Here is a 24,800-nt window from a genome sequence, read left to right on the forward strand (position 1 = left end):
ATGTCAGCGGAGCGGGTTGCGGCCGGAGGTCACGGGGTGACCCGGGGCAGGTCACGGAGTGTTCGGGAGGGCTCCGTCCGGCGTTGGCGCAGCTGGCGGCGAGCGGCGTAGCCCGCCAGGCCGACGGCGATGAGCAAGGTGCTGCCGTTGAACAGCGGGGTGACCCAGAACTGGGCGCCGAGCTGACCGATGCCCGCGAGCCCGATGGCGAGGACGGTGACGGCGACGAGGGTGCCCAGGGCGTTGGCGCGGCCCGGCCTGATCGCGGTGGAGCCGAGCAGCGCGCCGACGAAGGCGGGCAGCAGGTGGTCCATACCGACGCTGGGGTTGCCGGTCTGCTGCTGCGCGGCGAGCAGGACACCGGCGACGCCGACGACCAGGCCCGATCCGACGAAGGCGTGGATGACGTAGCGCCGGGAGGGGATGCCCACCAGGTCGGCGGCGCGGGAGTTGGACCCGATGACGTACAGGTACCGGCCCAGCGGCAGCCGTTCCAGGAGCAGCCACAGTACGGCGGTGAGGGCGAGGACGTAGAAGGCGGATACCGGCAGGCCGAGGAACCGGGAGTCGTAGAGGGCGGTGAAGGCGGCCGGCAGTCCGTGCGGGCCGGGGACGATACGGGCCCCGTCGGTGATCCAGCCGGTGAAGGCGTACATGATGCTGCCGGTGCCGAGGGTGGCGATGAAGGAGTCGATCTTCGCGAATTCGACGACGGCACCGTTGACGGCGCCGACGACCGCCCCACCGAGGACCACCACGAGGCAGGCGAGTGGCCAGGACCACCCTTCGGCGACGACGAGCTGCATCGTCATGACGTGCGCGAGGCCGAGACCGTAGCCGATGGACAGGTCGAACTTGCCGGTCGCGAGGGGGATCGTCGCGCCGAGCGCGAGGAGGGCGGGGATCGACTGGTTGGACAGGACGGCGGAGATGTTGTCCAGAGTGGGAAAGGTCTGCGGCAGAGCGAGGGAGAAGGCCAGGAACAGCAGGGCGGTGAGGGCCAGCAGGCCGTAGGCGCCGATGAGGTGTCCGAACCGGCGGCCCAGCGGTGGACGGGGCGAGGACGTGGTCATCGTCAGGGCGTCCCGGTGAGGGGGGCCATGGCCGAGGCGGCGCGGGCGAGTGCGGTGACGGTGAGGGCCTCCCCGCTCAGCTCCACTGTCGCCGCACCGCGGACGAACACCAGGGCCCGGTGGCACACGTGGGCGACCTCCTCGAAGTCGGTGGAGAGGAGCAGGACGGCGAGACCTCCGGCCAGTGCGTCGTGGAGCAGACGGTAGACCGCCGCCTTGGCGCCGACGTCCACTCCGGCGGTCGGCTCCTCCAGGATCAGCAGGCGTCGGCTCAGCCTCAGCCACCGGCCGATCATGATCTTCTGCTGGTTCCCCCCGGACAGGGTGGCGATCGGCGCCTCGCTGTCCGGGGGGTACACCGAGAACCGCTCGATCAGTGCAGCGGCCTCGGCCCGCTCGCGCCCGGGGCTGATCCAGTGCGCGCCCGGCAGGCCCCCTGCCCGGGGGTTGGCCAGGAAGTTCTCCCGTACGGTCAGCTCCGCGGCACAGCCTTCCTCCTGGCGGTTGCTGGTCACGAAGCCGACCCCGGCGTCGACGGCGGCCGCGACCGTGCCGGGCCGGTACGGCCGTCCGTCGAGCAGGGCCCGTCCGCCGAGCATCGGCCGGGCGCCGGCGAGGGCACGGCCCAGTTCCATGTGGCCCGCGCCGGTGAGGCCCACCATGCCGAGGACCTCACCGGCGCGCAGGCGCAGGCTGACCGGTCCTGTGTGCTCGGTGCGTACGTTGTCGAGGCTCAGGACGGCCGGGCCCACGGCGGGGGCGACGAACCCGTAGCCGCCCGGTTCGTAGCCCACGATGTCGTGCACCAGCCGGGCGGGGTCGTAGCCGGCGAGCGGGCCGTGGCTGATGAGGCGGCCGTCGCGCAGGACGGCGAAGACGTCGGCGACCCTGTACACCTCGTCGAGCCGGTGGGTGACGAAGACGATGGCGTGGCCGTGGTCGCGCAGGGTGTGCAGGACGTCGAAGAGCCGGGCGCAGTCCGCCGCCGGGAGGCTGGCGGTCGGCTCGTCCAGGACGATGAGTCCGGCTTGTGTGCACAGCGCGCGGGCGATGGCAACCAGCGAGCGTTCGGCTCGTGTGAGGTCGGCGACGACGGCGCCCGGGTCGAGGTGCGCGGCGACGATGCCCAGGGCCTCGGCGCACTGCCGGCGGGTCCGCCGCCAGGACACCAGTCCCGCGCGGCGTGCGTATCCGGTGCCCAGAGCGATGTTCTCGGCGACCGTCATCCACTCCACCAGGCCCAGGTCCTGGTGGATGAAGGACATGGCGCGGGAGGCCGCCTCGGTGCCGAGCGGATGCCCGGCGACCGTCACCTTGCCCTCGTCCGCGTGGTGGACGCCCGCGAGCACCTTGATGAGGGTGGACTTCCCGGCACCGTTGGCACCCAGCAGGGCCAGGATGCTGCCGGAGTCGATGTCGAGGTGGACCGCGTCCAGTGCGAGCGTGCCGCCGAACCGTTTGCTGAGACCGTGTACGCGGACGAGAGGCTCTGGGCCACGGCCCGTGCGAGGACTGATTTCGGGAGTGTCGCGCACCGGACTCCTCCGGGACCTGTCAGGATCCGGCACCTTGTCGGGACCGACTACCGCATTTCCGTCATGCTACGGCCCCCCTCGGCCTCGATGCCGGATGAGCCGTCAGATTGCGGGAATGTCGTCGAGGCTCTCGAAGCCGACGTACGTCCCGGCGGCGCCGGGCTTTCCTGCGGGCACCTCCAGAGCGCACTCGGCCCAGATGACCTTGCCTTCGGCGGTGTAGCGGGTGCCCCAGCACTGGGAGAGCTGTGCGACGAGGAACAGGCCGCGGCCGCCCTCGTCGGTGGTGGCCGCGGGGCGCAGGCGCGGGGCGGTGCTGCTGGTGTCGGAGACCTCGCACGTCAGCATGCGGTCGTGAAGCAGGCGTACGCCAATGGGGCCGGTGCCGTAGCGGACGGCATTGGTGACCAGCTCGCTGAGCAGCAGCTCGACGGCGAACCCGATCTGGTCCAGCCCCCATTCGGCCAGCCGGCGGGTGACGGCGGCGCGGACGGAGGAGACGAGCGCCGGGTCGGCGGGCAGCTCCCAGGTGGCGATCCGGTCCGGGGCCAGGGTGTGGGTGCGGGCGACGAGCAGGGCGATGTCGTCGGCGGGGTGGTCGGGCACCACGCTCCGCAGGACTTCCTGGCACGTTTCCTCGGGCGGGCGGTTCGGGTGGGCCAGAGCCTGGCGCAGCTGCTCCACGGCCGTATCGAAGTCGCGGACGCGGTCTTCGATGAGTCCGTCGGTGTAGAGGACCAGCTGACTGCCTTCGGGGAGGTGGAATTCGGCGGTTTCGAAGGGGAGGCCGCCCAGGCCCAGCGGCGGGCCGGCGGGCAGGTCGGGGAAGGTGACGGTGCCGTCGGGGTGGACCAGGGCGGGTGGACAGTGGCCGGCCCGCGCCATGACGCACTGCTGCGAGGTGGGGTCGTAGATGGCGTACAGGCAGGTGGCGCCGATGATGCCGGTGATGCCGACGGAGAGGTCCTCGCCGCATTCCTCCCGGTCGAGGCGCCCCACGAGGTTGTCGAGGTGTGTGAGGACTTCGTCCGGGGGCAGGTCCAGCTCGGCGAAGGTGCGCGCGGCGGTGCGCAGCCGGCCCATGGTGGCGGCGGCGTGCAGCCCATGGCCGACGACGTCTCCGACGACGAGAGCGACGCGGGTGCCGGAGAGGGGAATGACGTCGAACCAGTCCCCGCCGACTCCGGACTCGGCAGGCATATAGAGGTGTGCGACATCGACGGCGTTCTGCTCGGGGAAGCCGCGCGGCAGCAGACTGTGCTGCAGGGCGAGAACCATCGAGTGTTCGCGGGTGTAGCGGCGGGCGTTGTCGATGCAGATGGCGGCCCGTGTGGTGAGTTCCCGGGCCAGCGAACGGTCGTCGTCCCCGAAGGGCGCGGGGTCCCGCGCGCGGTAGAAGCTCGCTATGCCCAGGACGATGCCACGGGCGACGAGCGGGACGGTGATGAGGGAGTGGACGCCGTGGGCGAGGAGGCGCTCGGCGCGCTCGGGATCCTGGGCGATCCAGCCCGTGGCAGCGTTCAGGTCGGGCTCCAGTACGGTCTGCCCGCTGGTCAGACAGCGCAGCTGGGGTGTGGTCGGCTGGAGCTCGACCCGCTCCCCGGCGGGGTAGAAGGGGCACTCCTCGTCGACGCCGTGGACCACCGTGCGGTGGAGGTCCTTACGGGGGTCGGTCGGCTCGTCGCCGCGCAGGACCGCCTCGGGAAGGTCGATGGTGACGAAGTCGGCCAGGCGCGGGACGGCCATTTCGGCGAGTTCCCGGGCGGTGCGGCTCACGTCCAGGGTGGTGCCGATGCGGGTGCTGGCCTCGGACAGCAGCTCCAGGCGGCGCCGGGCCGCCACGGCGTACCTCCCCACCCCCGGTTCGCCCACCAGCACCAGTCCGCTGGTCGTACCGCCGGCGGGACGTGCGGTGGCGCCGGGCGTGCCGGGCCCGCCGGGTGCGCCCGGCTTGCGGGCCGTCGTGGCGGCGCGGCCGCCCGGTACGGTGCCGGGAAGGTGCCCGGGCAACGGTACGACGCGGGGGAGGGCCTGCTCCGCCAGGAGGCCCGGTGACGCGTCGGCTTCGGTGGGGAGGGTGAGGCGCTGGTGCCCGGAGGGGAAGACGGCCTCGATGACGACGCCCTCCACCCCGGAAGCGGTGGTGACCGGGCGGCTCAGCAAGGTGACGCGCCGGCCGCCGGGCAGGGACACCTCGACGGCGGCCCGCTGGGCCGAGGAGATCAGCTCGGTGGCCTTCTCCTCCAGGATCATCCGGTCACGCCAGTCCAGCCCGCTCGCGGCGAGCTCGCCCAGCTGCCCGTTGCCGGTCCTGTTGCCGGCCGGTACGCGGCGCCTGGCGTCGAGGTAGGCCTGCAGCAAGGCACGCTCCCGCGCCGAACTCTGCTCCAGCAGCCGCCGTTCGATGGCGCCGGCCGCCCTGCGGATCACGATGTCCAGCGCCGCGTCCGCGTCGGTGTGCGGATAGCCGAAGCAGAGGACCCCCTCTATGTGCCCGTTGAGCAGGTCCCGGACGGGAATCGCCGAACACGCATTTGACTGAGAGCGTTCGGCGAAGTGCTCGGCGCCGTAGATGCTGACCAGTTGCCGCTCCGCGAGTGCCAGACCGATGCCGTTGGTCCCGCCGAACTTCTCGTCGAACACGAAGCCCGGAACGCTCTGGATCGGGGCCAGGCTCCTGATCATGGAGGCTTTGCCGAAACGCCGCTGCAGCACCGCCCCGCGCTCATCGGCGAGGGCCACGTTCATGTTCCTGCCCGCGAAAAGGGACTGCAGCCGGTTCAGTACGGGCCCGGCCGCGCGGACCAGGCGGCCGTCCAGATCGAGCTCCTCGGTGAAGGGAAGCTCGCATCCTGCAGGTGAGAGCCCCAAGGACTGGCAGCGCTGCCACGAACTCAGGATCGGGCTTCGCACGCCCCCCTCGACCGCCCCACCGCGAAGGAACTGCTCACGGGCGCGTACGGGGCCGATGTCCTCTGCCGCGAGCCCCATCCCGATCACTTCCCTCACCGGTACACGCAGCCATGGCCACCCGTACGCGGGAGCGGCTGCACCGTTGTTCCATTTTAGAACTTTGCCGACATAACGGTGCCTACCGCGGACGGTGATCCGGCGATGCTGTCGGTGACGATCCGACGCGCCTCACAGCACCGCGACCGGGTTGACAGGCGAGCCCGTACCGCCCGGGATGTTCAGTGGGGCTACAACGAGGAGGAACTCGTGACGGCCCGTCCCGGCGCACGCGGCGGAGAGTGCTTCGAGGTCGAGGTTGTCCAGCAGCGGCACTCCCATCGCGGCGACGGCGAGCGCGTGGACCGGGGAATGCAGGCCCTCGACCGGCGAGGGCCGTACGTCGCTGTCGCCGTCGCCGCCGAGCAGGGCGATGCCGCGCTCGGCCAGCAGCGGCATGGCATCCACATGGAAGCCCGCACTGGCGGCGTCGAGGTCCCAGGCGCCCAGTTCCTGGCGGCGGCGGAAACGACCGACCCGTAGCAGCACCGCGTCGCCCTCGCCGATCTTCACATCGAGCGCCGTCTCCGCGGCGAGGACGTCCGCAGCGTGCACAGCCTGTCCGGGTTCCAGCCAGGTGTTCCCCGCAACGGCGGGGAGGTCGAGGAGCACCCCCCTGGTCACCAGCGGGCCGAGCGCCGAGACGTCACCGAAGCGGGCACCTCCGGCGCCGACGAGTTCCCGCGCCGTACCGCCGTCGTAGAGCTGCCCGCGGTAGGCGACGTGGGCCGGCGCGTCCAGATGACTGACGCCTTTGCCGTGGTAGTCGACGCCGATGAAGTCCTTGTGGGTGGACGGCTCGGGAGGCTCGACGTCGCCGAGATCGGACATGTAATGCAAGGCGGGCTTGTTGTTGTCCGGGCCGGGCGCGGTGTCCCACGGTCGCGCCATCGGGACGACGGTTCCGGACCGGACCAGGGCGGCAGCCCGCCGGACGTGGTCCGTGGTCACCCGGTTCCAGGCCCCGCGGCCGGCGTGTGCCCAGCGGCCCCACGTGCGGACCGTCTCGAAGAGTGCGTCGAACTCCCGACGGGAGACGGCCGGCCCGTTACCGGCACCGGCCGGCGGGGGAGCCGGCGCGTCGGCGGGGTTGCTGCTCATCTGCTGTTCAGCGCTCCAGGGGCGGCCGGACCGCTGTCCGGGAGGAGGTCTGCCATGTCCATGGTGGAGGAATGATGAGCCGTCGGTCGTCGATGACGCAGGTTCCGGGGGCGGGCTCAACCTGTTCGGGGGAGCCGCTTTCTCAGCGGGCCTGCGGACCGGACCCCCCTGTGCCGTCCGAGTCCGGCTTCCCGAGCGTGACGTCGCCGTGAACGTCTCCGGCCTGGACAACTGTTCCTGCGCGTGCCTGCCCCGAGACCTCGTTGTGGACGGTGACACGACCGCCCTGCGGCGCGATGTCTCCCACAGGCGGCCGCCAGCGGGTGCCGGCGAAGGCCTGCAGGGCCGCCGCGAGGTCCGCCGGGACCGTGGCCACCGGGGACAGCGGGAGAACGAAGTACCATCCGTCGCCACCGCGGAAGTACCGGGCGGGCAGGGGTGCGCCGGGCCGGGGACGCACATGGACGGCGTAGGTCTTGGTGTCCCTCTTGCGGTGGATGAGCTTGCGTACGGCGACGTCCTGCACATCCGTCCAGGCAAGCCGGCCACGGCGGCGGCCCACTGCGAACTCGATGTGTTCCCCGGTCATGCACAGCTCCTGTGTCCGAGGCGGCAGGAGCCAGGCGACCAGCATGATCAGCACACCGATGCAGCACCACACGAACGCCGCCACCAGCGCTCCCAGCCACTGGCCCTGTACGCCTGAGCGGATGAAGATGATGGCCGCGAAGAAGAGGACCCCCGGCCAGTGGCCCAGGGGGAACCGGCGCTGTCTGCCCGCTGCTCTGAAGCTGTGCTCGTCGGCCTGGACGGTCCAGCCCTTGCGGGAGGAGAGCGGAGACCGTTCGGCTTCCGCGACCAGGTCGCGCAACCGGGTGCCGGGCGGGGAGGCCCCGGGGGGCCCGGGCGACCGGGTGCCGGGCGGTGGGGCGGGATGCGGTGGGAGCAGCGGGGCGGGATGCGGCGGGGGCAGCGGGGCGGGGCCGCCCGGCCTTGTGGCCTTCCCGCCGGAAGCCAAGTGCTCCTGGAGCCGCAGGTGACGGAACCGGTAGACGCCGCCACTGCGCTGCAGCAAGCCGCCGTGATGTGCGTCGCGCAGGAACTCCATCAGCGACCACGGCACCCGCCCTGCGATCGCCAGGCAGCCCTTGGCCAGCACCCAGCGGCTCCACAGGCTCAGCAGCAGAAGCATCGCCGAAGCCCCGAACCAGCCGGCGGCCGCCTTCGCCAGACCCTTGGAAGGCTCGTCGCTGTACCAGCCGATCGCTCCTTGTCCGATACCGATCAACACGGCAACGGTGCACACGGACAGCCAGGCGGCCGTGCGCTCGCTGCGCAGCACCTCGTCGGGCGTGCTCGCGTCCTCGGTGTCGGACGGGGCGGCGATGGTCACCATGAGCAGAGGCGCCAGACCAGTGCTGCAGAGCACCATCACCACGTAGGGGCGGGGGTCGGATGTCGCCAGGGCCAGGGACGTGAACAGCGCGGTCGGCACGATGATCACTGCCGAGGCCTTCAGCGCCCGGCCGACGGACGCGGCCCGGCCGGCCGAGCGCAGGGCGGCGCCGATACGGAAGGGGTTGGCGCGCCGGCGTGGTTGTCCCCGTCTGTACCCGAACCAGGCCTCCACGGCAACCCACACCGCCGAGGCGTGGACCAGGCCGCCCGTCAAGGCGGTCTGCAGCCCCAGCCTCGTGATGGATTCGCCGAACTTCCCGAGGAGAGGGCTGGACCGGGTGTACTCGGCGGCAAGCCAGTCGCTGGAGACCGCGGCCACCTTGGCCAGCGCGAGGCACGCCAGGAGAAGGGCAGGCAGCATCATGACGCGCACCAGCGGGGTGCGGTGCAGTTCCCACCAGGCCAGCTCGGTCGTGCGGTGGTGCGAGAGGTGGCCGGCGAGGTGGGCGAGCCAGTGCCGGGAGCGCTGCTCGTTCCACTGCCTCGGGGCGTGTAATCGGTCCGGGGCGTGCGGCTGCTGGGCGAACACGGCCGGAATGATCAGGTCGAGCAGATGCTTCTCGACCGCCTCCCGCGACGCGAACGGCCGGCGCACCAGGTCCCGGGGGTCGGCAGGCGGCGTCCGGAAGCCCCGGCGGGCCAGCCAGATCATCAGGGGGCTCGTCAGGGCTTGTGCGACCGGCCCGTCCGGCTCCTGGTCCACGGCGTCGAGCATCAGCTTCCAGTTCCGGCGGGCCTGCGGCACGGCGCAGTGCAGCAGATAGGCGGTGGCCTCCTGCAGGCCGACCGGCTGGGCCTCCATCACCGCGGCCCGCGCGATGGACGCCCCTGCCTCCTCCCCTGCGCGGTACTCCCGCGTGCGGCACGTGAGGACGACCGCGTCCTTTTCGCCGAGTGCCCGGTCGATCTCCCGGACCACCGCCGGACGCCGGTGCTCGGGAAGCTCGTCGAGGCCGTCGAGCACGGGGAGAATCCGCCGGTCCTGGACGAGCCGCGCCGCGGGGTGCTTGCCGTCGGCCTGCGGCAGGCCCGGATAGTCCTCCGCGATGCGTCGCGCGAGCCAGGAGCGGAAGTGTTCCCGGGACGGGTCCCACGACTCCAGCGTGAGGACGACGGGGACGGGCCGGATGTCACCGCTTGTGCCGTCGTCACGCGTGCGTCGTGCCGGCAGGCAGCGTTCCGCGAGCTCCAGGGCCAACAGCACAGCCAGCGTCGACTTGCCCGCGCCCGGCTCGCCCAGTACCACCAGGCGGCGGTGGCCCAGGCCGAGGAAGGCGTCCGCCACCCTCGCGATCTGATCGGCGTGCGGCACGGCGCAGTCTCGCGTCCTCCCGGGCCACCTCGCCTGCCAGCGCACGGACAACGGCTCGGCCGACGCCAGGTCCCAGGCGTTCACCTCCGCCGCCCACTGGGCCCGGACACTGCGTGCGAGAGACCACGCGGCGCGCTCCACCGGGTCCGCGGCGGGCGGCAGATGCACGGTGACGTCTCCCCGGACGTGCCCGATCTGCAGCACGTACTCCGCCGTCCCCTGCATGACGTTGTGGATGCGCGACTCATCGGCCATGACGGCATTGTGGGCCAGAAGGGGCGGTCGTATCACTCGACTTGCACGAGAGACCGGGGATAACGCGACGTACCAGTGGGGGCCGGATCGGCGGCGACGGGCCTGTGCCTGCGCACTTCCGCGTGAACGCCCGGTCCGGGGTGCGGTCTGTCTCCGTCAGCCGACCGTCACCTTGACGATGCGGCCGGAGGCTTCGACGACGAACAGGTCGCGCTGTGGGTCGTGGTCGCCGAATGCGCGGGGGACCCGGACGCTGCTGGGCATCCGCAGGCCGTTCACCAGGACGCAGGACCGGCCGGTCGCCGGGTTCACCCGGATCAGTTCGCCGTCACGGAAGCTCGCGACCACCAGGTCGCCGCCGAAGGAGGTGAGGTCGTCGAGGAGCTTGATCTTCAGGGGATTCGGGCTGAGCCTGGTGACCGTGCTGTGGTGCGCCGGGTCCTTCAGAGGGATCCGTACGACCGGGGAGGAGGTGTCGGTGATGACGCTCGCGTACAGCTGATCGCCGACGATCTCCAGGCCGTTGGTGCCGAAGACATCGGCCTTCTTCGTCCACTCCTCGTCCTCGGTGCCGTCCGGCCGGATCTTGAGGACGCCGGTGGCCAGCTCGCGGCTGACGTAGAAGTTGCCGTTGGCGTCGATGGCGAGGCCGTTGATGCCGGATATCCCGGCCACGACCTTCTCGGGCTTCGGTGCTGCGGCGGCCGGGTCGAACCGCATGATGCCGCCGCCCGGCGTCAGCGGGTTCACGCCGAAGTTGACGTACATCATTCCGTCCGGGCCGCGCCGGATTCCCCCGGGCCCGCTCACCGGGAAGCTGGTTCTCAGCGTCCCGTCGGGGGCGTACCCCTCGATCCGGTGCTTGGTCACATGGGCGACCCAGAGCGTGCCGCGCCCGTCGAACTCCAGGTTCTCCCGCCAGTCCAGCAGCGGTATGCCGCCCTCGCGGAACACCTGCACGCTCGCACGTTCCGGGCACGGACGCAGGGCGGCGGCGACCGGTGGCCCGGATGCCGCCGTCGACATCCCGGACCCGCCGGCCACCAGCGCGGCCACCAGACTTCCCACGACTGCCACGGCTCGTATACGCATGACCACCGTTGTATCGTCCCGCCCCTATTGCCACCAGTCACCCGCCTGCCAACGCTCATCGGCCACTTGCCGAAAGAACACCTCTTTGAGAAGGCGTGTGCGGGCCGGCGGGGACGGTGCGTGGTATCCGGCGTCTCACATCGCGTTGTGGACGCGGGCGAGTAGCTCCCGTGTGCGGGGCCCGTCGAACTCGGCAAGCAGGACTGTCTGCCACTGGCCGAGGTAGAGGCTGCTCGATGTGATGGGAATGTTCAGTTCCGGGTGGGTGCTCACAATGGCGCGGGCGTGGGAGTGGCCGTTGTCGCGTTCGCCGTGCACCCGTCTCTCGGCGGGGGTGCGCAGCTTGTCGTGGGCGTAGTAGTGGTTGTCGCTGTGCGGAGCGATGCGTTCCAGGATCTCGCGCAGGTCGGATTCCAGTCCGCTGTCGCGTTCGTTGATGATCAGACCGCAGGTGGTGTGACCGCAGTAGAGGTGCAATGTGCCCTCGATGACGCCTGATCGTTCGGCCAACTGCCTTAACGCGCCGGTCAGATCGACGATGCCGTCAGGGTTGCCGATGGTGACGGAGATCCGGGCCGAGACGGCGATCGAGCTGCCGGGGGACTGAGCGCCGTGCGAGATCACGTCGATCCGTGTGCCCGAGACGGTGGTCATCGTGCCTCCCAAGGGGCGTGACTCTTCACGAGGTCCGTTTCACCGGGGCCATTCCCCCATGAACGGTGGCAGCCCTTGCCGGGCCACGTAACGGCCGTTCCGGTCACTCCCGCACGTGCCGTTACGGGAACAGGACCGCGCCGCCGCCGACTTCGACGTCACTGTGAACTTTGTAAACTCGGATAGGGGTTCGGCGGTGAGCAGATCAGGCTGGACGCACAGAAGTGGGCGACGCGGCGTGGCGTGACCTGGTACACGCCGACGAGAAACGGAGCACAGCGAACAATGTGTGGCATCACCGGATGGGTCGACTTCACCCGCGACCTCACGGACCGGTCCCCGGTCATAGAGGCCATGACCGCGACCCTGGCCCGCAGAGGACCGGACGCCGGGGGCATATGGCTGGACACGCACGTCGCGCTGGGACACCGGCGCCTGGCCGTCATCGACCTCGAGCACGGTACGCAGCCGATGCGCACGCCGGAGCACGGCCCCGGGGACCTGCCGCGAGCGGTGATCTCCTACGGAGGCGAAATCTACAACTTCCGTGAACTGCGTGCCGAGCTCGCCGTGCTCGGCCACCGGTTCACCACCCGCAGCGACACGGAGGTGGCGCTGCGCGCCTACCTGCAGTGGGGGACCGGCTTCGTCCACCGCCTCAACGGCATGTACTCCATCGCCATCTGGGACACCGCCCGCGACGAACTGCTGCTCGTACGGGACCGGCTGGGGGTCAAGCCGCTCTTCTACTACCCCACCGCCGACGGCGTGCTCTTCGGCTCCGAGCCCAAGGCCATCCTCGCCAACCCGCTGGCGGAGGCCGTCGCGGGAGCGGAGGAGCTCTGCGACGCCCTGCTGTTCCTGCGCACCCCCGGACGCGTGCCCTTCCGCGGCATGCGCGAACTGAAGCCGGGACACCTGCTGCGGGTCGGCCGCGAGGGGATCAGGGAGGAGCGCTACTGGGCACTGGAGTCCCGGCCGCACACCGACGACCTGCCGACCACCGTCGCCACCATCCGCGAGCTGCTCGACGACATCGTCCCGCGACAGATGGTCGCGGACGTGCCGCTGGTCTCACTGCTGTCGGGAGGGCTCGACTCCAGCACGGTGACCGCCCTGGCGGCGAAGGCCCGTGCCGCCGACGGCGGCAGCCTCTCCACCTTCTCCGTCGACTTCACCGGGCACACCGAGAACTTCCGGGCCGACGCCGTCCGCCCCACCCCGGACGGCCCCTACGCCCTCGAAGTCGCGCGGCACGTCGGCAGCGACCACCACCCCGTCGTCCTCGACCGCGCCGGGCTGCTCGACCCGGCCGTACGCCGCAGCGTCCTCGGCGCCTGGGACCTGCCCTTCAACTTCGCGGACCTGGACGTCTCCCTCTACCTGCTCTTCGCCGCCGTACGGGAACACGCGACCGTGGCGCTGTCCGGGGAGGGTGCGGACGAGGTCTTCGGCGGCTATCTGTGGTTCTCCGACCCGGCCGCGCGGAGTGCGGAGACCTTCCCCTGGCTCAAACTGGGCGCCCACCGGGGCCTCGACCCCCGTTCGCTGTTCCATCCCTGGTTCGTCGACGGCATCGACCTGGGGGAGTACGAGGCCGATCTCTACCGCACCGCGCTGGCCGAGGTCCCCCACCTCGACGGCGGGGACGGCGAGAGCGCCGAGGACCGGCGGACGCGCGAGCTGAGCCACCTCACCCTGACGCGGTGGCTTCCCATCCTGCTGGACAAGAAGGACCGGATGGGCATGGCCAACGGCCTGGAGGGCCGGGTGCCGTTCTGCGACCACCGCCTGGTCGAGTACGTCTTCAACATCCCCTGGGCGATGAAGACCTTCAGCGGCCAGGAGAAGGCGCTGCTGCGGGCGGCCGCGGCCGATCTGCTGCCGGAGTCGGTGCTGCGCCGCACCAAGGCCGCATACCCCTCGATCCAGGATCCGGCCTACGACCGTGCCCTCATCGACGGCCTGAGCACGGCAGCCGGTGACCCCGGCGCACCGCTGAGCCCCTTCCTCGACGGCGACGCGGTACGGCGGCTCACCGCCAAGACGTCCGCCGGCAGCCTCTCCGAGTTCGAGCGGATTCTCGTGGAGTCCACCGTGCGCCTGGACGACTGGACGCGCACGTACGGAGTCGAGTTCACCGGAGTGAAGGCAACGAACCCCACGGCCGCGACGGCGGCCCGGTAGGAGCGGACCGCGCAGACGTCCGCGGTCCGGGTGCGGATGCTCGGCTGCTCGCCGAAGGTGAGGGTGTTGCTGACCTGGGGGTAACCGTTGGTATCCGCCCCTTCATGAGGTGGGCGGGATGCGGCCGCGCGGGCCGGGGAGATCCTCGGCCTCCGTAAGGGGCATTCCGAGATCCGTGCGATGCCGGGTCGCCGTACCTCACGCGACCCCGGCCGGATCCCGTCCCTGTGGCCCCTTTATGGTTGCCTCTCATGTGGCCAGGACAGCAGCCCTCCGGGGCGAGCAAGACCCGCGGGACCCGCGCGTGAACCCGTATCAGCAGCCCGGTTCCCATGGGCGGCCCGACGAGGCGAATCCGTACCGGCAGCCGGGCCAGGCGCCGTGGGAGGCCCCGACCCTTCCGGCGGGAACGCCGCAGGCCTCACAGGGCGGTGGAAGGAAGACCACGGTCATCGCCATCGCCGCGGCCGCCGCGGTCGTCATCGCCGCCGGCGTCACCGGCTTCCTGGTGCTGGGAGGCGACAGGAACGACGCGACGGTGGACCCCGAACCGACCGGTCCCGCGTCGTCCCAGGCGCCGGCCCCCACAGGCACCGACGGCGCCCGCGGCACCGACAGTGACCCGAAACCGGTTATTCCGGGCTGGAAGGTCGTGGTGAACGCCCAGCGCGGCATCGCCTTCGACGTGCCCGCGGAATGGGAGCGCAAGTCGCCCGACTGGGCCAGCTACGTCACCGAGAAGACGGACCGGGACGACAACGCTCTCGTCGGCTTCCTGGCTCCGGCCGTGCTCCAGGAGCAGTGGTGCCAGTCGGACGACGACAACGACGGCACCAAGGAGGACACGTCCCTGGCGGCCGCCGGCTCCAGGGGCGAGAACGGCGCCCGGAGCACCGAGGAGGCGGCCCGCAAGAACGCCGGCCTCTGGGTGTACGGCGCGTACGCCCAGCCGGACAAGCAGAAGGTCACCACCGGTGCGGTGGAGCCCTACACCACCAAGTCCGGCCTCAGGGGCAGCGTGGCGACGGCCATGTCCTCCGGCGTCAGCAAGAAGGGCAAGTGCGCCACCGATGGCAAGGCCACCGCCTTCGCCTTCAAGAGCGCCAAGGGCGACTTCGTGTCCTGGACCTTCCACGGTGTGAAGGGCGTGAAGGAGGAGGTGCCGGACGCGACCGTCCGGCAGATCCTCAGCACGGTGCGCCTGACCGGCAGCGGCTCTTCGAGCCCCTGAGCGCAACCGCGCTCCGGCGAGCACGCGTCGTGACGTGGGTCCGGCTCATTCAATCGCAGAACGCGGCCGGCCCGGCCGCGTTCACCCGTCGTGGGAGGCGTGAGGGTCGGTGATGCCCCCGGGGCAGGCCAGGTGTTCGGCGTCCCAGCCCGCGAGCCGGGCCGCGGCCCGGTAGACGCTCTCGTAGAAGTCGATCACTTGGGCCCGGGCATCCCGTTCACCGCGTACGTCGTCGTACTCCAGCACGGCCAGGTGGCTGCCGCGCTGCTCGGCCCAGCGCGCGGCGGCGGGGCGCAGTGGCTGCCCGGCGAGGCCGCCGGGCTCGGGAGCGGCGTAGGAGTAGAAGGCCGGCCGGGGGAACGCCTCGTCACCGAACCAGAAACCCGCGCTGATGACTTCCCGGGAATAGGCCTCGCGAGTCACGGGGTCCACATCCCGCGGCTGATCGATCCTGCGGTCCGAGAAGCGGGTGACCGCAATGTCGAAGGTGTGCCAGAAGTGATGCACTGGGCTGATCTTGCCGGAATAGCCCGAGGCGAACTCCTCCAGCGTCAGGGCGACTTGGCTCAGCACCTGCCAGTAGCGGTTCACCCAGAACGGATCGTAGGAGGTGTGCTCGGTGTCCTCGGCGAACGGTCTCTTCGCGTCGGGAAGGTCGAAGGGATGCGGGTGCTCGACCGCCACCTCGACCCCGATGGTCCGCAGTGCGTCGAGCGTACGGCGGTGGAACGAGGACACGGACTGCCCGGCCAGGGGGAACGAGACCGTGGCTCCGTCCAGGGCGCGGACGATCAGCCGGTGACCGACGAAGTCGAAGTCGATGGTGAAGACCGGGTTGCCGTCCACCAGGCCCATCGGGCGCGTGGTGATGCCCTGCCCCGTCAGGTGGTACGGGACGTTCCACCAATGGTTGCGGCGCACGCTGCCGGCCAGCCGGATCTTGCCGACGACCTGGGCGAAACGGTGCAGCGTCTCCTTGGAAGCCTTCCATTCCGACAGCGGAATCGGGGGAAACATCTCCATGGCGCGTCACTCCTCGTGCCCCACCCGGGCCGGGCCGAAGGGCGGGCCGCACAAGGACGAGACCTCACGCGGCCCGGCACAGCCGTGGCTTCGAGGCTAAGCGGCCCCTTCGGGCACCGCACCCTGAAGCGGGCGCGGCAGGCCCGTGGGTCGGTGGCCGCGGGGGCGGACCGGAGGGCGGGTACGGAACTGCGCAAGGCGGGGCCGTATGCGTCAGCCGAGCCGTTCGTGGGTGGTCCCCGCAACACGGCTTTCGGGCGCCGGTCAGGGATGAGAATCACATTCCTGTCGCCTTGGGCAAGTATCCGAATGGCCTGTATCCGCATGGAGCATTTTCCTGCCAGGAACTCCCGGCAGAGATATGGATCAATGTCATAAACGCCCTGTGACCTGCGAAGCTTGCGATTTCTCCGGGGTAGTGTTCAGGTTTATTGGGCGCTGCGCCGGTTTGCCGGCCGCCCCCGTCGATGCCGAAGTCCTGGCCGGAGAGACGGAAAGGCGTGAGTCGGTTCTCGCGTTCGAGAACCGCCCGGTTTCGACTCGGTAACGACCCGGTCGCATTCCGGGGCCGAAGTGTGTGATCAGAGATCCTGGTCACTGATTCACGGCCGGCCATTGGATAAGCCTTGCCTTCGTAAGGGCCTTCGTAAGGGTCTGCGTCTGGAGATAATCACATGCCTGCATTGTGGTCGGAATCGCCGTTGTCCGTCGTGCCCCAGCCCCGCCCCGTCCCCGCCATGGGGCCGGGCGTCCGCCCCGTCCCCGCCATGACGGCGGGAGCCAAGCACGCACGGCCGCTGGGCCTGTACGACTCCTGGTGGACGCTCGGCGGAGCCGCGATGGCCATATGCGCGGTCTGGGCGGCGAGCGTGTGGATCTCCGTGCACCTCCAGGCGGACGCGACGCTGCACACCGTCGCGCTCTTCGTCCACCTCGCCAGCCTCGTGCTCGGCTTCGGCGCCGTGCTCGTGGCCGACTACTTCGGTCTGCTGTGGATCACGGGCCGCTGCAGCCTCCGGGACGCACTCGGCAGCGCCGGCCGCCTGCACTTCCCCATCTGGGCCGGTCTCGCGGGTCTCGTCGCCAGCGGCACCATGCTCCACCCGAACCCCTCCTCCACACTGACCTGCGTCAAGCTGGTGATGGTGCTGGTCCTCAGCCTCAACGGCCTGCAGGCGGGCCTCCTCAACAAGCGCATGGCCCAGCACGGCTCCACCGACCCCGCACCGCGCTTCCTGGCCTGGGGCGGCGCCACCGCCCTCGTCTCCCAGATCTGCTGGTGGGGCGCCGTGATCATTGGGTTCCTCAACACCCAGAGCTGACCGCGGGCGGCGTCCGCGCCGCCGCGGTGCACGGGGCACAGAGCTCCCTCCGCCGGTTTCGGCGGGGGGAGCGTCCTGCGTCCGGGGCCGCGGTCAGACCGTGGCGATCGCCGGATCGCTCACACCGCTCTCACCGTTCTCGACGTGGCCGGAGAACCGCCGCAGGAACTCCGGGTGTGTGTCCGAGACCACGGAAAGGTCGTACCAGCGCTTGCTCCGGCGCAGGTCCACGGTGTGCACCACGCGTCCGCCCGCCCGCACCGCGAAGGTTTCGCTGCGTGCCCCGTAGGCGTTGGTGACCGTGAGGTGGCAGTCGGCGTCGCCGGTGTTCGTCATGGTCAGCTGGATGTTGCCGCCGTCGGCGTGGCGGGCGGTGACCTCGGGGCCCGCGACGCCACCCGGGCCCCTGAAGGTGCGCAGGAAGCCGTTCGGGCCGAACACCGACAGGTCGTACGCACCCTTGGAGTAAGCCGAGTTCCAGGTGTCGGAGAGCTTCTTGCCGGCCTCGGTGGTGTACGTCCACGGCCCGTCCGTCCGGTTGCCGGACGTGACGGTGAAGCACGCTCCCGCCGCGTCGCCGGCGCTGAAGGTGAGCGTGAAGCGCCCTGTCGAAGGCGTCGCGGCCCCGTCGGCCAGCGGCGCGTACGGCAGCGGGCGCGTGGGCCTGGAACCCGCCTCCTGCTTGGGCAGCGCGGGGTTCGCGGGCGGCTTCGGCACGTAGTCGGGGTGCCGGTCGTGGTCCCGCGGCCGGTAGCCGTCGGTCCGCGGCAGCCGGGCGGGCCCGGTGTTCCGGAGGCGGAAGTCGAAGGCCGAGGTGAGGTCGCCGCAGATCGCACGGCGCCAGGGCGAGATGTTGGGCTCGCCCACGCCGAAGCGGCGCTCCATGAAGCGGAGGACGGAGGTGTGGTCGAAGACCTCCGAGCAGACGTAGCCGCCGGTGCTCCAGGGGGAGACCACGAGCATGGGGACCCGCTGGCCGAGGCCGTAGGGGCCGGCCGCGTAGTGGCTGTTGCCGGGGAAGACGTCGAGCCCGGTGGCGACGGTGGAGGCGCCCTGAGCCGCGGAGGCGGGCGGGAAGGGCGGGACGACGTGGTCGAAGTAGCCGTCGTTCTCGTCGTAGGTGATGAACAGGGCCGTCCTGCTCCACACCTCGGGATTCGAGGTGAGCGCGTCCAGGACCTGGGAGATGTACCAGGCTCCGTAGTTCACCGGCCAGTTGGGGTGCTCGGAGAAGGCCTCCGGGGCGGCGATCCACGAGATCCGGGGAAGCTTCCCGGCCTTCACATCGGCCTTGAGGACGTCGAAGTAGCCGCCCCCCTTCTTCACGTTCGTGCCGGTACGCGCCTTCTCGTACAGCGGGTCGCCGGGCTTGGCGTTGCGGTACTTGTTGAAGTACAGCAGTGAATTGTCGCCGTAGTTCCCGCGGTAGGCGTCGTCGATCCAGCCCCAGGAGCCGGCCGCGTCCAGGCCGTCCCCCACGTCCTGGTAGATCTTCCACGACACGCCGGCCTTCTCCAGCCGCTCCGGATACGTCGTCCAGTCGTACCCGGCCTCCTCATTGCCGAGAACGGGCCCGCCGCCCTTGCCGTCGTTGCCGGTGTGCCCCGTCCACACGTAGTAGCGGTTCGGGTCGGTGGCCCCGATGAACGAGCAGTGGTAGGCGTCGCACACGGTGAACGCGTCGGCGAGCGCGTAGTGGAACGGTATGTCCGCGCGCGTGAGGTACGCCATCGTGCCCGCACCCTTCGCGGGTACCCACTGGTCGTACCTGCCGTGGTTCCAGGCCTTGTGGCCGCCTGCCCAGTCGTGGTTGAGACCGGCGATGAACTGCATGCCGAGGTCCTCGGCATCGGGGCGGAAGGGCAGTACCTCCTTGCTGCCGTCCGGCTGGTGCCAGACCGGCTTGCCGCCGGGCAGCGTCACCGGGCGGGGGTCACCGAATCCGCGCACACCCTTCAGCGAGCCGAAGTAGTGATCGAAGGAACGATTCTCCTGCATCAGCACGACGATGTGCTCGACGTCCTTGATCGTGCCGGAGCGACGCCTGGCCGGGATGGCGGCGGCGCGGCCGATGCTGTCCGACAGGGCGGCGAAGCCCGCGGTCGCACCGGCGATCCGGAGGAAGCGGCGGCGATTGAATTCAGCCATGAGTCTGGGCACCTCTTGGGGTGTGAGGGCTGGTACCAGCGAAGTGTTCCAAGTGCAGCGAGCGTCGGGGAAGGGAGGGAAGAGGCGATGTCGTCAAGGTGAAGCGACGCGGTACGCGCGAGGAACGTGGTGAGCGGCGAACGAGGCGGTACAGGCGGGAACCGTCGCGCAAACCCTGCCACACCCGGTATCCGGTCAGTACACTGACGCAGTTGCTGAGATGCCGCCGGGGGGCACCATGCGGGCACGGCTGTTATGGGTCGCTTCGAACGCGGACGGCGTCATCTCCGTGCTGCTGGCCGGTTTTGTGAGCGTCCTCGGGTTCACGGACAGCGTGTCCGACTCGGCCCTCGGCAACACCATCGCCCTCACCCTGGCGGTGCTGGCCTTCAGCGTCCTGCGTGATCGATGGCACGAGGAGCGGGACAACGCGGTACGGCAGGAGGCCATGACGGAGGCCCTGCAGACCCTTCGCGACCTTCCCGCCAGGCTCGACCGGCTGTCCGGCATCGACCGGGTACTGGTCGACACGCGCACCACGCTGGAGGAGACGCTGGGCGTCGCCATCGTCACCGGCAGCGGCATCTCCCGGGCCCTGGAAGAGGCCCGAGCCCAGACCGACCGCTGGTACTTCAAGGGCGCCACCGGTACCTACGTACGCGCCGTGACCCTGCCCGAGTGCGTCAAGGAAGCCCGCAGGACCCGCCGCAAGCTCGACGTCCGGCTGGAGATCCTGGACCCGACGGACGCGCGCCTGTGCGAGGACTACGCCCAGCTGTACCGCACCCTGGCGGACGAAGCCGACGGCCGGCAGAGCGGCTGGACGGGCGACGGCACCCGCCGGGAACTGTTCGCCACCATCCTGGCCGCCTGCTGGCACCAGCAGCGCTACCGCCCGATGGACCTCTCGATCGGTCTCTCCTCGGTGATGACGACCTTCCGCTGGGACCTCTCCTCCACCTCGCTCGTCATCACCCAGCGGGGCCCGCGCTTCCCGGCGATGGTGGTACGGCGCGGCCGGTCGTACTACGACTCCTGGAACACCGAGCTGCACGAAAGCCTCAAGCAGTCCCGCAAGCTCCCGCTGGAACGGGCCTCGGGCATCCCGCTGTCCCAGAGCCCCGGCGCGGACGAGGTCCGTGCCCTCTTCCGCGCCCTCGACCTGCGCCTGCCCGACGAGTACGAGGACGACGACCTGCTCGACATCGCCCGGAAGGCGATCCAGGAATCCGATCCCTACACGTAACGTTCCCGTCCCCAGGGTGCGCGGTGACGGCATGGCGGCCCACCGCAGGCCCGCCCTGTGCGGCTAGCCTGACGGGCATGAGCCCTGCAGTCCCCCGCTACACCGTCGTCCTCAAGCCGCAGCTCACCGATGCCGAGGACCATCCCCGCCACGGGGCCACACTCCGCTCGGCGAATGTCGAGGCCACCGGCGAGCTCGGCGTGTCCGGCTTCCCCCGGTACGAAGGCGAGGGCGTCCAGGCGGAGATCGATCCCGAGACCGGCGCCGTCGAGGCGGTGACGGTCGACGGGCACGCGCTGCCGTACGGGTGGGTCGCGCAGGTCTCCGACAACGGCAAGTGAACCGTCGCCGCTGCCCGGGTCCGTATCGACGTCACTACGCCAACAAGAGCACCTCGACCGGGCGTTCGTACGTGGCTCCTGTGGGCGAGCGGCCGCATGGCGGTGAGAGGGCCGCCGCGAGCAGACTTGTGCCATGGAACTCATGGTGCCGGTCAAAGGCGGAGAAGTATGGGCGGACGACTCGGGCGGTGACGGACTGCCGCTGGTCCTGCTGCACCCGGGTATCGGCGACTCCCGTATCTGGGACACGGTCGGCCCGCGCCTGGCACAGCGGCAGCGGGTGATCCGCTACGACGTACGCGGCTACGGGCGATCTCCGGCGCCCACGGCGCAGTACTCACTGGTGGAGGACCTGGTCGCGGTCCTGAACCACTTCGAGCTGAGCCGGGTGGTCCTGGCCGGCTCCAGCATGGGCGCCGCCACGGCGGTGAGCCTTGCGCTCAGCGACCCTTCGAGGGTGGCGGCGCTCGCCCTGCTGTGCCCGGGCGTCACCGGCTGCCCCGGGCTCGTCTCGCAGGAGCTCATGGCCGAGATCGAGGCCTTGGCCATGGCGGGTGACATGGACGGCCTGGTGGCCCTGGGCCTGCGCACCTGGGCGGCGGCCGGCGCCGACGGCGATGCGGAGGCCGCCGCCCAGCTGCGTGCGGCGATCCCGGCGTGGTTCAGCAACTATCCGCATCAGGTCCCGGACCCGCCCGCCTTCGAGCGGCTCGGGGAGCTGGACACGCCGTGCGTGCTGGCGCTGGGGGAGAGGGACCAGCCGGAGGTGGTCCAGTGCAATGAGGAGATGGCCGCGCGCATCCCGGGCTGCCGCCTGGTGCGGCTGCCGGGCTGCGATCACCTGCCGACGCTGCGCGAGCCGGAGACGGTCGCCGGACTCGTGCTGGAGCTGTGCGACAGGGTGCGCTGACACCAGGCACGAGGGGCGCGAACAGGTCACGCGTGGCGGCCGGCTGTCCGGCACAGCCACCCGGCGACGTTGCCCGCCAGTGAGCCCGCCCACCACAGCAGCATGAAGACGACGGCACCGTAGGAGGGCCACGTCGCCCAGGCCACGCCGTAGCCGGAGAGGAAGGTCGCCAGGAGATCGAGTGCCGCCCCGGCCGGGCGCGGCAGGCCTCGCGTCACCCACGGCAGGAGACGCCCGAACGCGAAGGCCAGGGCAAGGGTGACGGCGAGTACGGCGAGGACGACCATGGCCGTGACCCTACGCGTCCGCACGGCCCGGCCCGCCGGGGACCGGGCCTCAAGGGAACGTCGAGCACAAGCCACCTCGGCCAGGAACGGCTCAAGCTGACCTGTACATGCCTCGTATCCGGTGGTGGCATGAACCCCGCGCGGAGTCAGTCCGCAGAGCAGTGGGAGGGGTTCTCCATGTTCAGACCGGTGATGATCGGTAGTGCGGCCATGACGTTCCTGGCCGTTTCGTTTTCGCCGGAGGCAGCAGCTGTGGAGGTGCCTCCGCCCGACAGGGTCGTGATCGACGTGGTGTCCGTGAACGGCTCGGGGTGTCCCGCGGGGACGGCCGCCGTGTCGGTCGCGGCGGACAACACGGCGTTCACCGTGTCCTACAGCAGCTACCTCGCTCAGGTGGGGGTCGGGTCGAAGCCGACCGACTTCCGGAAGAACTGCCAGCTCGGCTTGAACGTCCACGTCCCGCAGGGCTTCACCTATGCGATCGCCCGGGCGGACTACCGCGGCTTCGCACACCTGGAAAGGGGTGCCACGGGCCTGGAGAGGGCCAGCTACTACTTCCAGGGCATGTCCCACACGTCCGCGGTCAGCCACCGCTTCGCCGGTCCCGCCAGCGACAACTGGCAGGCGTCCGACGTCACCGACGTCGAAGCCCTCGTCTACGCCCCGTGCGGGGCGCAGCGGATCCTCAACGTCAATACCGAGCTGAGGGTGAGCGCCGGCACCTCGGACCCGTCGACGACCAACAGCTTCATGGCGATGGACTCGACCGACGGCAGCGTCAACACCCTCTACCACTTCGCCTGGAAGGAATGCCCCTGATCAGCCGCCCTGGTCCCACTCCCGCCTGAGGGAGGTGCGGTCCGGGACCGCTGCCGCGGGAGGTGTGCAGCACGCGTCGACCGCGGCGGCGGGCAGGGCGATCACAAGGGTGCCCGGGCATGGTCCGGACAGGTGGGACGCGCCCGGCCGCCGGCCGTTCGCCGCCGGTCGTTCGCCGCGGCCGGAGGACGGCGGTATCGGCTCAACCTGGTCTGTACACGTTTCGTCGCCGGTGGTGACATGAGCCGTCAGGTGCCCGAGTGGGCCCCAGGTTGCAGGAGGGATGTCCATGTTCAGACCCGTGACAACCGGTGGTGCGGCGGCGGTTTTCCTCGCCGCTTTATTTTCGCCCGGGACCGCATCCGCGGATGGAGTACCTCCGCCGGACAAGATCGTGATCGACGTCGTGTCCGTGAACGGTTCGGGCTGTCCCGCCGGCACGGCGAATGTGAGCGTCTCGCCGGACAACACCGCCTTCACCGTCTCCTACAGCAACTACATCGCCCAGGTGGGCGTCGGGGCGAAGCCCATCGACTTCCGTAAGAACTGCCAGCTCAGTCTGAACGTCCACGTCCCGCAGGGTTTCACTTACGCGGTCGCCCGGGCGGACTACCGTGGCTTCGCCCACCTGGAGAAGGGGGCCACCGGGCTGGAGCGGGCCAACTATTACTTCCAGGGAATGTCGCAGACCGCTTTTGTGAACCACCGTTTCGGCGGCCCGGTCAACGACAGCTGGCAGACGACCGACACCACGGACATCGACGCGCTGGTCTACGCCCCGTGCGGGGCCATGCGGTACTTCAACGTCAATACGGAGCTGCGCGTGGACGCCGGCACCTCGGACCCCACCAAGACGACCAGCTTCCTGGCCATGGACTCGACCGACGGCAGCATCAACACCCTCTACCACTTCGCCTGGAAAGAGTGCCCCAAGCCCTGACCGCATTTCGTGTGCAATCCGTACACGAGTGTTGGCCCTATGTGCGCGCCGTGTGAGGCCGCCCATAGGGCCCAGATCACTTACGGCCTTGTGTAGTGGAGTACGGGCCGGGTGAATCCTCCATTTCGGGTATTCGGTTGTCAGGTTGCGTTTCATTCTTACGGCGTGGGGTCGTAGGTCACATAATTGCCAGGAGTTTTCGCTGCCGCTAACAATTACGGGGTCGCACGGCGCCGTCGATCGAGACGCGGCGCTCTTTTTGCGCCAATGACGGCCACTGCGACGTACGCGATTGGAAGAGGTTCAGCTCGTATGCGCTCCACCACCACTGTTTCTGGTTATACCCGTCTGACCAAGGTCCATAAGTTCTCTGCCGCTGGTATCGCGGCCGCCGGTGTGGCTGCTGTGGCGTTCGCCGCGGTTCCGGCCGCTGCCGCGGATGACCACGCGGCCTCGGTGAAGCCGGTGGCGTGGAGCGCTCAGTCTTTCGGTGAGACGCAGCAGGACGAGCTGGCCCGGAATGCGGCCGTGGCCGCCGAGCAGGCCGAGGGTGCAGCCAAGGCCGCGGTCAAGGCGGACGCGGACGCGGCTGCCAAGACCCAGGCGAAGGCGAAGGCTGACGCGGATGCGCAGCGTGCGAGCCGTTCGGCAGAGCGCAAGCCGGTCGAGGCCGCCCCCGCCAAGCCTGCCGCCAAGCCCGCTGCCAAGCCTGCCGCTGCCGCGAAGAAGGCGTACGCGGACAACCTGGACGGCTGGATCAACGAGGCTCTGGACATCATGAAGGCCAAGGGCATTCCGGGTACCTATGGCGGCATCAAGAAGAATGTGATGCGTGAGTCGACGGGTAACCCGCGGGC

Annotated in this window: 19 protein-coding genes; 9 read left to right on the plus strand and 10 right to left on the minus strand. The window is 70.2% G+C overall.

Features of this window, described 5'->3' with window-relative positions:
• Positions 1 to 29: 29 nt before the first annotated feature.
• From AB0F13_RS25795 to AB0F13_RS25825, 7 genes are all read right to left on the minus strand, one after another.
• On the minus strand, positions 30 to 1,073 hold the full coding sequence (locus AB0F13_RS25795; protein WP_362086880.1) for an ABC transporter permease: 1,044 nt from the start codon (positions 1,071 to 1,073) through the stop codon (positions 30 to 32).
• 2 nt (positions 1,074 to 1,075) lie between these two features.
• On the minus strand, positions 1,076 to 2,608 hold the full coding sequence (locus tag AB0F13_RS25800; protein WP_362086883.1) for a sugar ABC transporter ATP-binding protein: 1,533 nt from the start codon (positions 2,606 to 2,608) through the stop codon (positions 1,076 to 1,078).
• A gap of 102 nt (positions 2,609 to 2,710) precedes the next feature.
• Positions 2,711 to 5,599 (minus strand): SpoIIE family protein phosphatase, encoded by a 2,889-nt coding sequence (locus AB0F13_RS25805; RefSeq protein WP_362086886.1) that lies wholly within the window; start codon positions 5,597 to 5,599, stop codon positions 2,711 to 2,713.
• 150 nt (positions 5,600 to 5,749) lie between these two features.
• Positions 5,750 to 6,718, minus strand: a complete 969-nt coding sequence (locus AB0F13_RS25810) for a cyclase family protein (RefSeq protein WP_362086889.1) — start codon at positions 6,716 to 6,718, stop codon at positions 5,750 to 5,752.
• 142 nt (positions 6,719 to 6,860) lie between these two features.
• Positions 6,861 to 9,743: an NACHT domain-containing protein gene (locus tag AB0F13_RS25815; protein ID WP_362086892.1), complete on the minus strand. Its 2,883-nt coding sequence runs from the start codon at positions 9,741 to 9,743 to the stop codon at positions 6,861 to 6,863.
• 156 nt (positions 9,744 to 9,899) lie between these two features.
• Positions 9,900 to 10,835 carry a hypothetical protein gene (locus AB0F13_RS25820; RefSeq protein WP_362086895.1) on the minus strand — a complete coding sequence of 312 codons (936 nt, stop codon included), beginning with the start codon at positions 10,833 to 10,835 and terminating at the stop codon, positions 9,900 to 9,902.
• Between the two features lie 135 nt (positions 10,836 to 10,970).
• Positions 10,971 to 11,489, minus strand: coding sequence for a secondary thiamine-phosphate synthase enzyme YjbQ (locus AB0F13_RS25825; protein WP_362086897.1), 519 nt, complete (start codon positions 11,487 to 11,489; stop codon positions 10,971 to 10,973).
• Between the two features lie 285 nt (positions 11,490 to 11,774).
• Here AB0F13_RS25825 and asnB point away from each other — a divergent pair, with 285 nt between their 5' ends.
• Positions 11,775 to 13,676: an asparagine synthase (glutamine-hydrolyzing) gene (gene asnB, locus AB0F13_RS25830; protein ID WP_362086900.1), complete on the plus strand. Its 1,902-nt coding sequence runs from the start codon at positions 11,775 to 11,777 to the stop codon at positions 13,674 to 13,676.
• Positions 13,677 to 13,980: 304 nt separating this feature from the next.
• The gene (locus tag AB0F13_RS25835; RefSeq protein ID WP_362086903.1) at positions 13,981 to 14,907 is read left to right on the plus strand and encodes a hypothetical protein; all 927 of its coding nucleotides are present in this window, start codon (positions 13,981 to 13,983) and stop codon (positions 14,905 to 14,907) included.
• A gap of 81 nt (positions 14,908 to 14,988) precedes the next feature.
• On the opposite strand, the gene AB0F13_RS25840 is transcribed toward AB0F13_RS25835, so the two are convergent.
• The gene (locus AB0F13_RS25840; RefSeq protein ID WP_362086906.1) at positions 14,989 to 15,930 is read right to left on the minus strand and encodes a DUF5996 family protein; all 942 of its coding nucleotides are present in this window, start codon (positions 15,928 to 15,930) and stop codon (positions 14,989 to 14,991) included.
• A 674-nt stretch (positions 15,931 to 16,604) separates the two neighbouring features.
• Here AB0F13_RS25840 and AB0F13_RS25845 point away from each other — a divergent pair.
• The gene (locus AB0F13_RS25845; protein WP_362086909.1) at positions 16,605 to 17,252 is read left to right on the plus strand and encodes a hypothetical protein; all 648 of its coding nucleotides are present in this window, start codon (positions 16,605 to 16,607) and stop codon (positions 17,250 to 17,252) included.
• Between the two features lie 93 nt (positions 17,253 to 17,345).
• On the opposite strand, the gene AB0F13_RS25850 is transcribed toward AB0F13_RS25845, so the two are convergent.
• Positions 17,346 to 19,400: a phosphocholine-specific phospholipase C gene (locus tag AB0F13_RS25850; protein ID WP_362086912.1), complete on the minus strand. Its 2,055-nt coding sequence runs from the start codon at positions 19,398 to 19,400 to the stop codon at positions 17,346 to 17,348.
• A 238-nt stretch (positions 19,401 to 19,638) separates the two neighbouring features.
• Between AB0F13_RS25850 and AB0F13_RS25855 the strand changes: the two genes are divergently transcribed.
• The 3 genes from AB0F13_RS25855 to AB0F13_RS25865 all read left to right on the plus strand — a co-directional run bounded on the left by AB0F13_RS25855 (position 19,639) and on the right by AB0F13_RS25865 (position 21,897).
• Positions 19,639 to 20,646 (plus strand): hypothetical protein, encoded by a 1,008-nt coding sequence (locus tag AB0F13_RS25855; protein ID WP_362086915.1) that lies wholly within the window; start codon positions 19,639 to 19,641, stop codon positions 20,644 to 20,646.
• Positions 20,647 to 20,723: 77 nt separating this feature from the next.
• Positions 20,724 to 20,987: a hypothetical protein gene (locus AB0F13_RS25860; protein WP_362086918.1), complete on the plus strand. Its 264-nt coding sequence runs from the start codon at positions 20,724 to 20,726 to the stop codon at positions 20,985 to 20,987.
• Positions 20,988 to 21,120: 133 nt separating this feature from the next.
• Positions 21,121 to 21,897, plus strand: a complete 777-nt coding sequence (locus tag AB0F13_RS25865; RefSeq protein ID WP_362086921.1) for an alpha/beta hydrolase — start codon at positions 21,121 to 21,123, stop codon at positions 21,895 to 21,897.
• A 26-nt stretch (positions 21,898 to 21,923) separates the two neighbouring features.
• Here the strand turns inward: AB0F13_RS25865 and AB0F13_RS25870 are convergent, their stop codons facing one another.
• The gene (locus AB0F13_RS25870; RefSeq protein WP_362086924.1) at positions 21,924 to 22,184 is read right to left on the minus strand and encodes a hypothetical protein; all 261 of its coding nucleotides are present in this window, start codon (positions 22,182 to 22,184) and stop codon (positions 21,924 to 21,926) included.
• Between the two features lie 177 nt (positions 22,185 to 22,361).
• Between AB0F13_RS25870 and AB0F13_RS25875 the strand changes: the two genes are divergently transcribed.
• From AB0F13_RS25875 to AB0F13_RS25885, 3 genes are all read left to right on the plus strand, one after another.
• On the plus strand, positions 22,362 to 23,003 hold the full coding sequence (locus AB0F13_RS25875) for a DUF4360 domain-containing protein (RefSeq protein ID WP_362086927.1): 642 nt from the start codon (positions 22,362 to 22,364) through the stop codon (positions 23,001 to 23,003).
• A 289-nt stretch (positions 23,004 to 23,292) separates the two neighbouring features.
• Positions 23,293 to 23,943, plus strand: coding sequence for a DUF4360 domain-containing protein (locus tag AB0F13_RS25880; protein WP_362086930.1), 651 nt, complete (start codon positions 23,293 to 23,295; stop codon positions 23,941 to 23,943).
• A gap of 312 nt (positions 23,944 to 24,255) precedes the next feature.
• Positions 24,256 to 24,800 (plus strand): lytic transglycosylase (locus tag AB0F13_RS25885; protein WP_362086933.1); only part of this gene is annotated, 545 nt, incomplete at its 3' end.

This window comes from Streptomyces sp. NPDC026206, assembly GCF_040638465.1.
Taxonomy (GTDB): Bacteria; Actinomycetota; Actinomycetes; order Streptomycetales; family Streptomycetaceae; genus Streptomyces.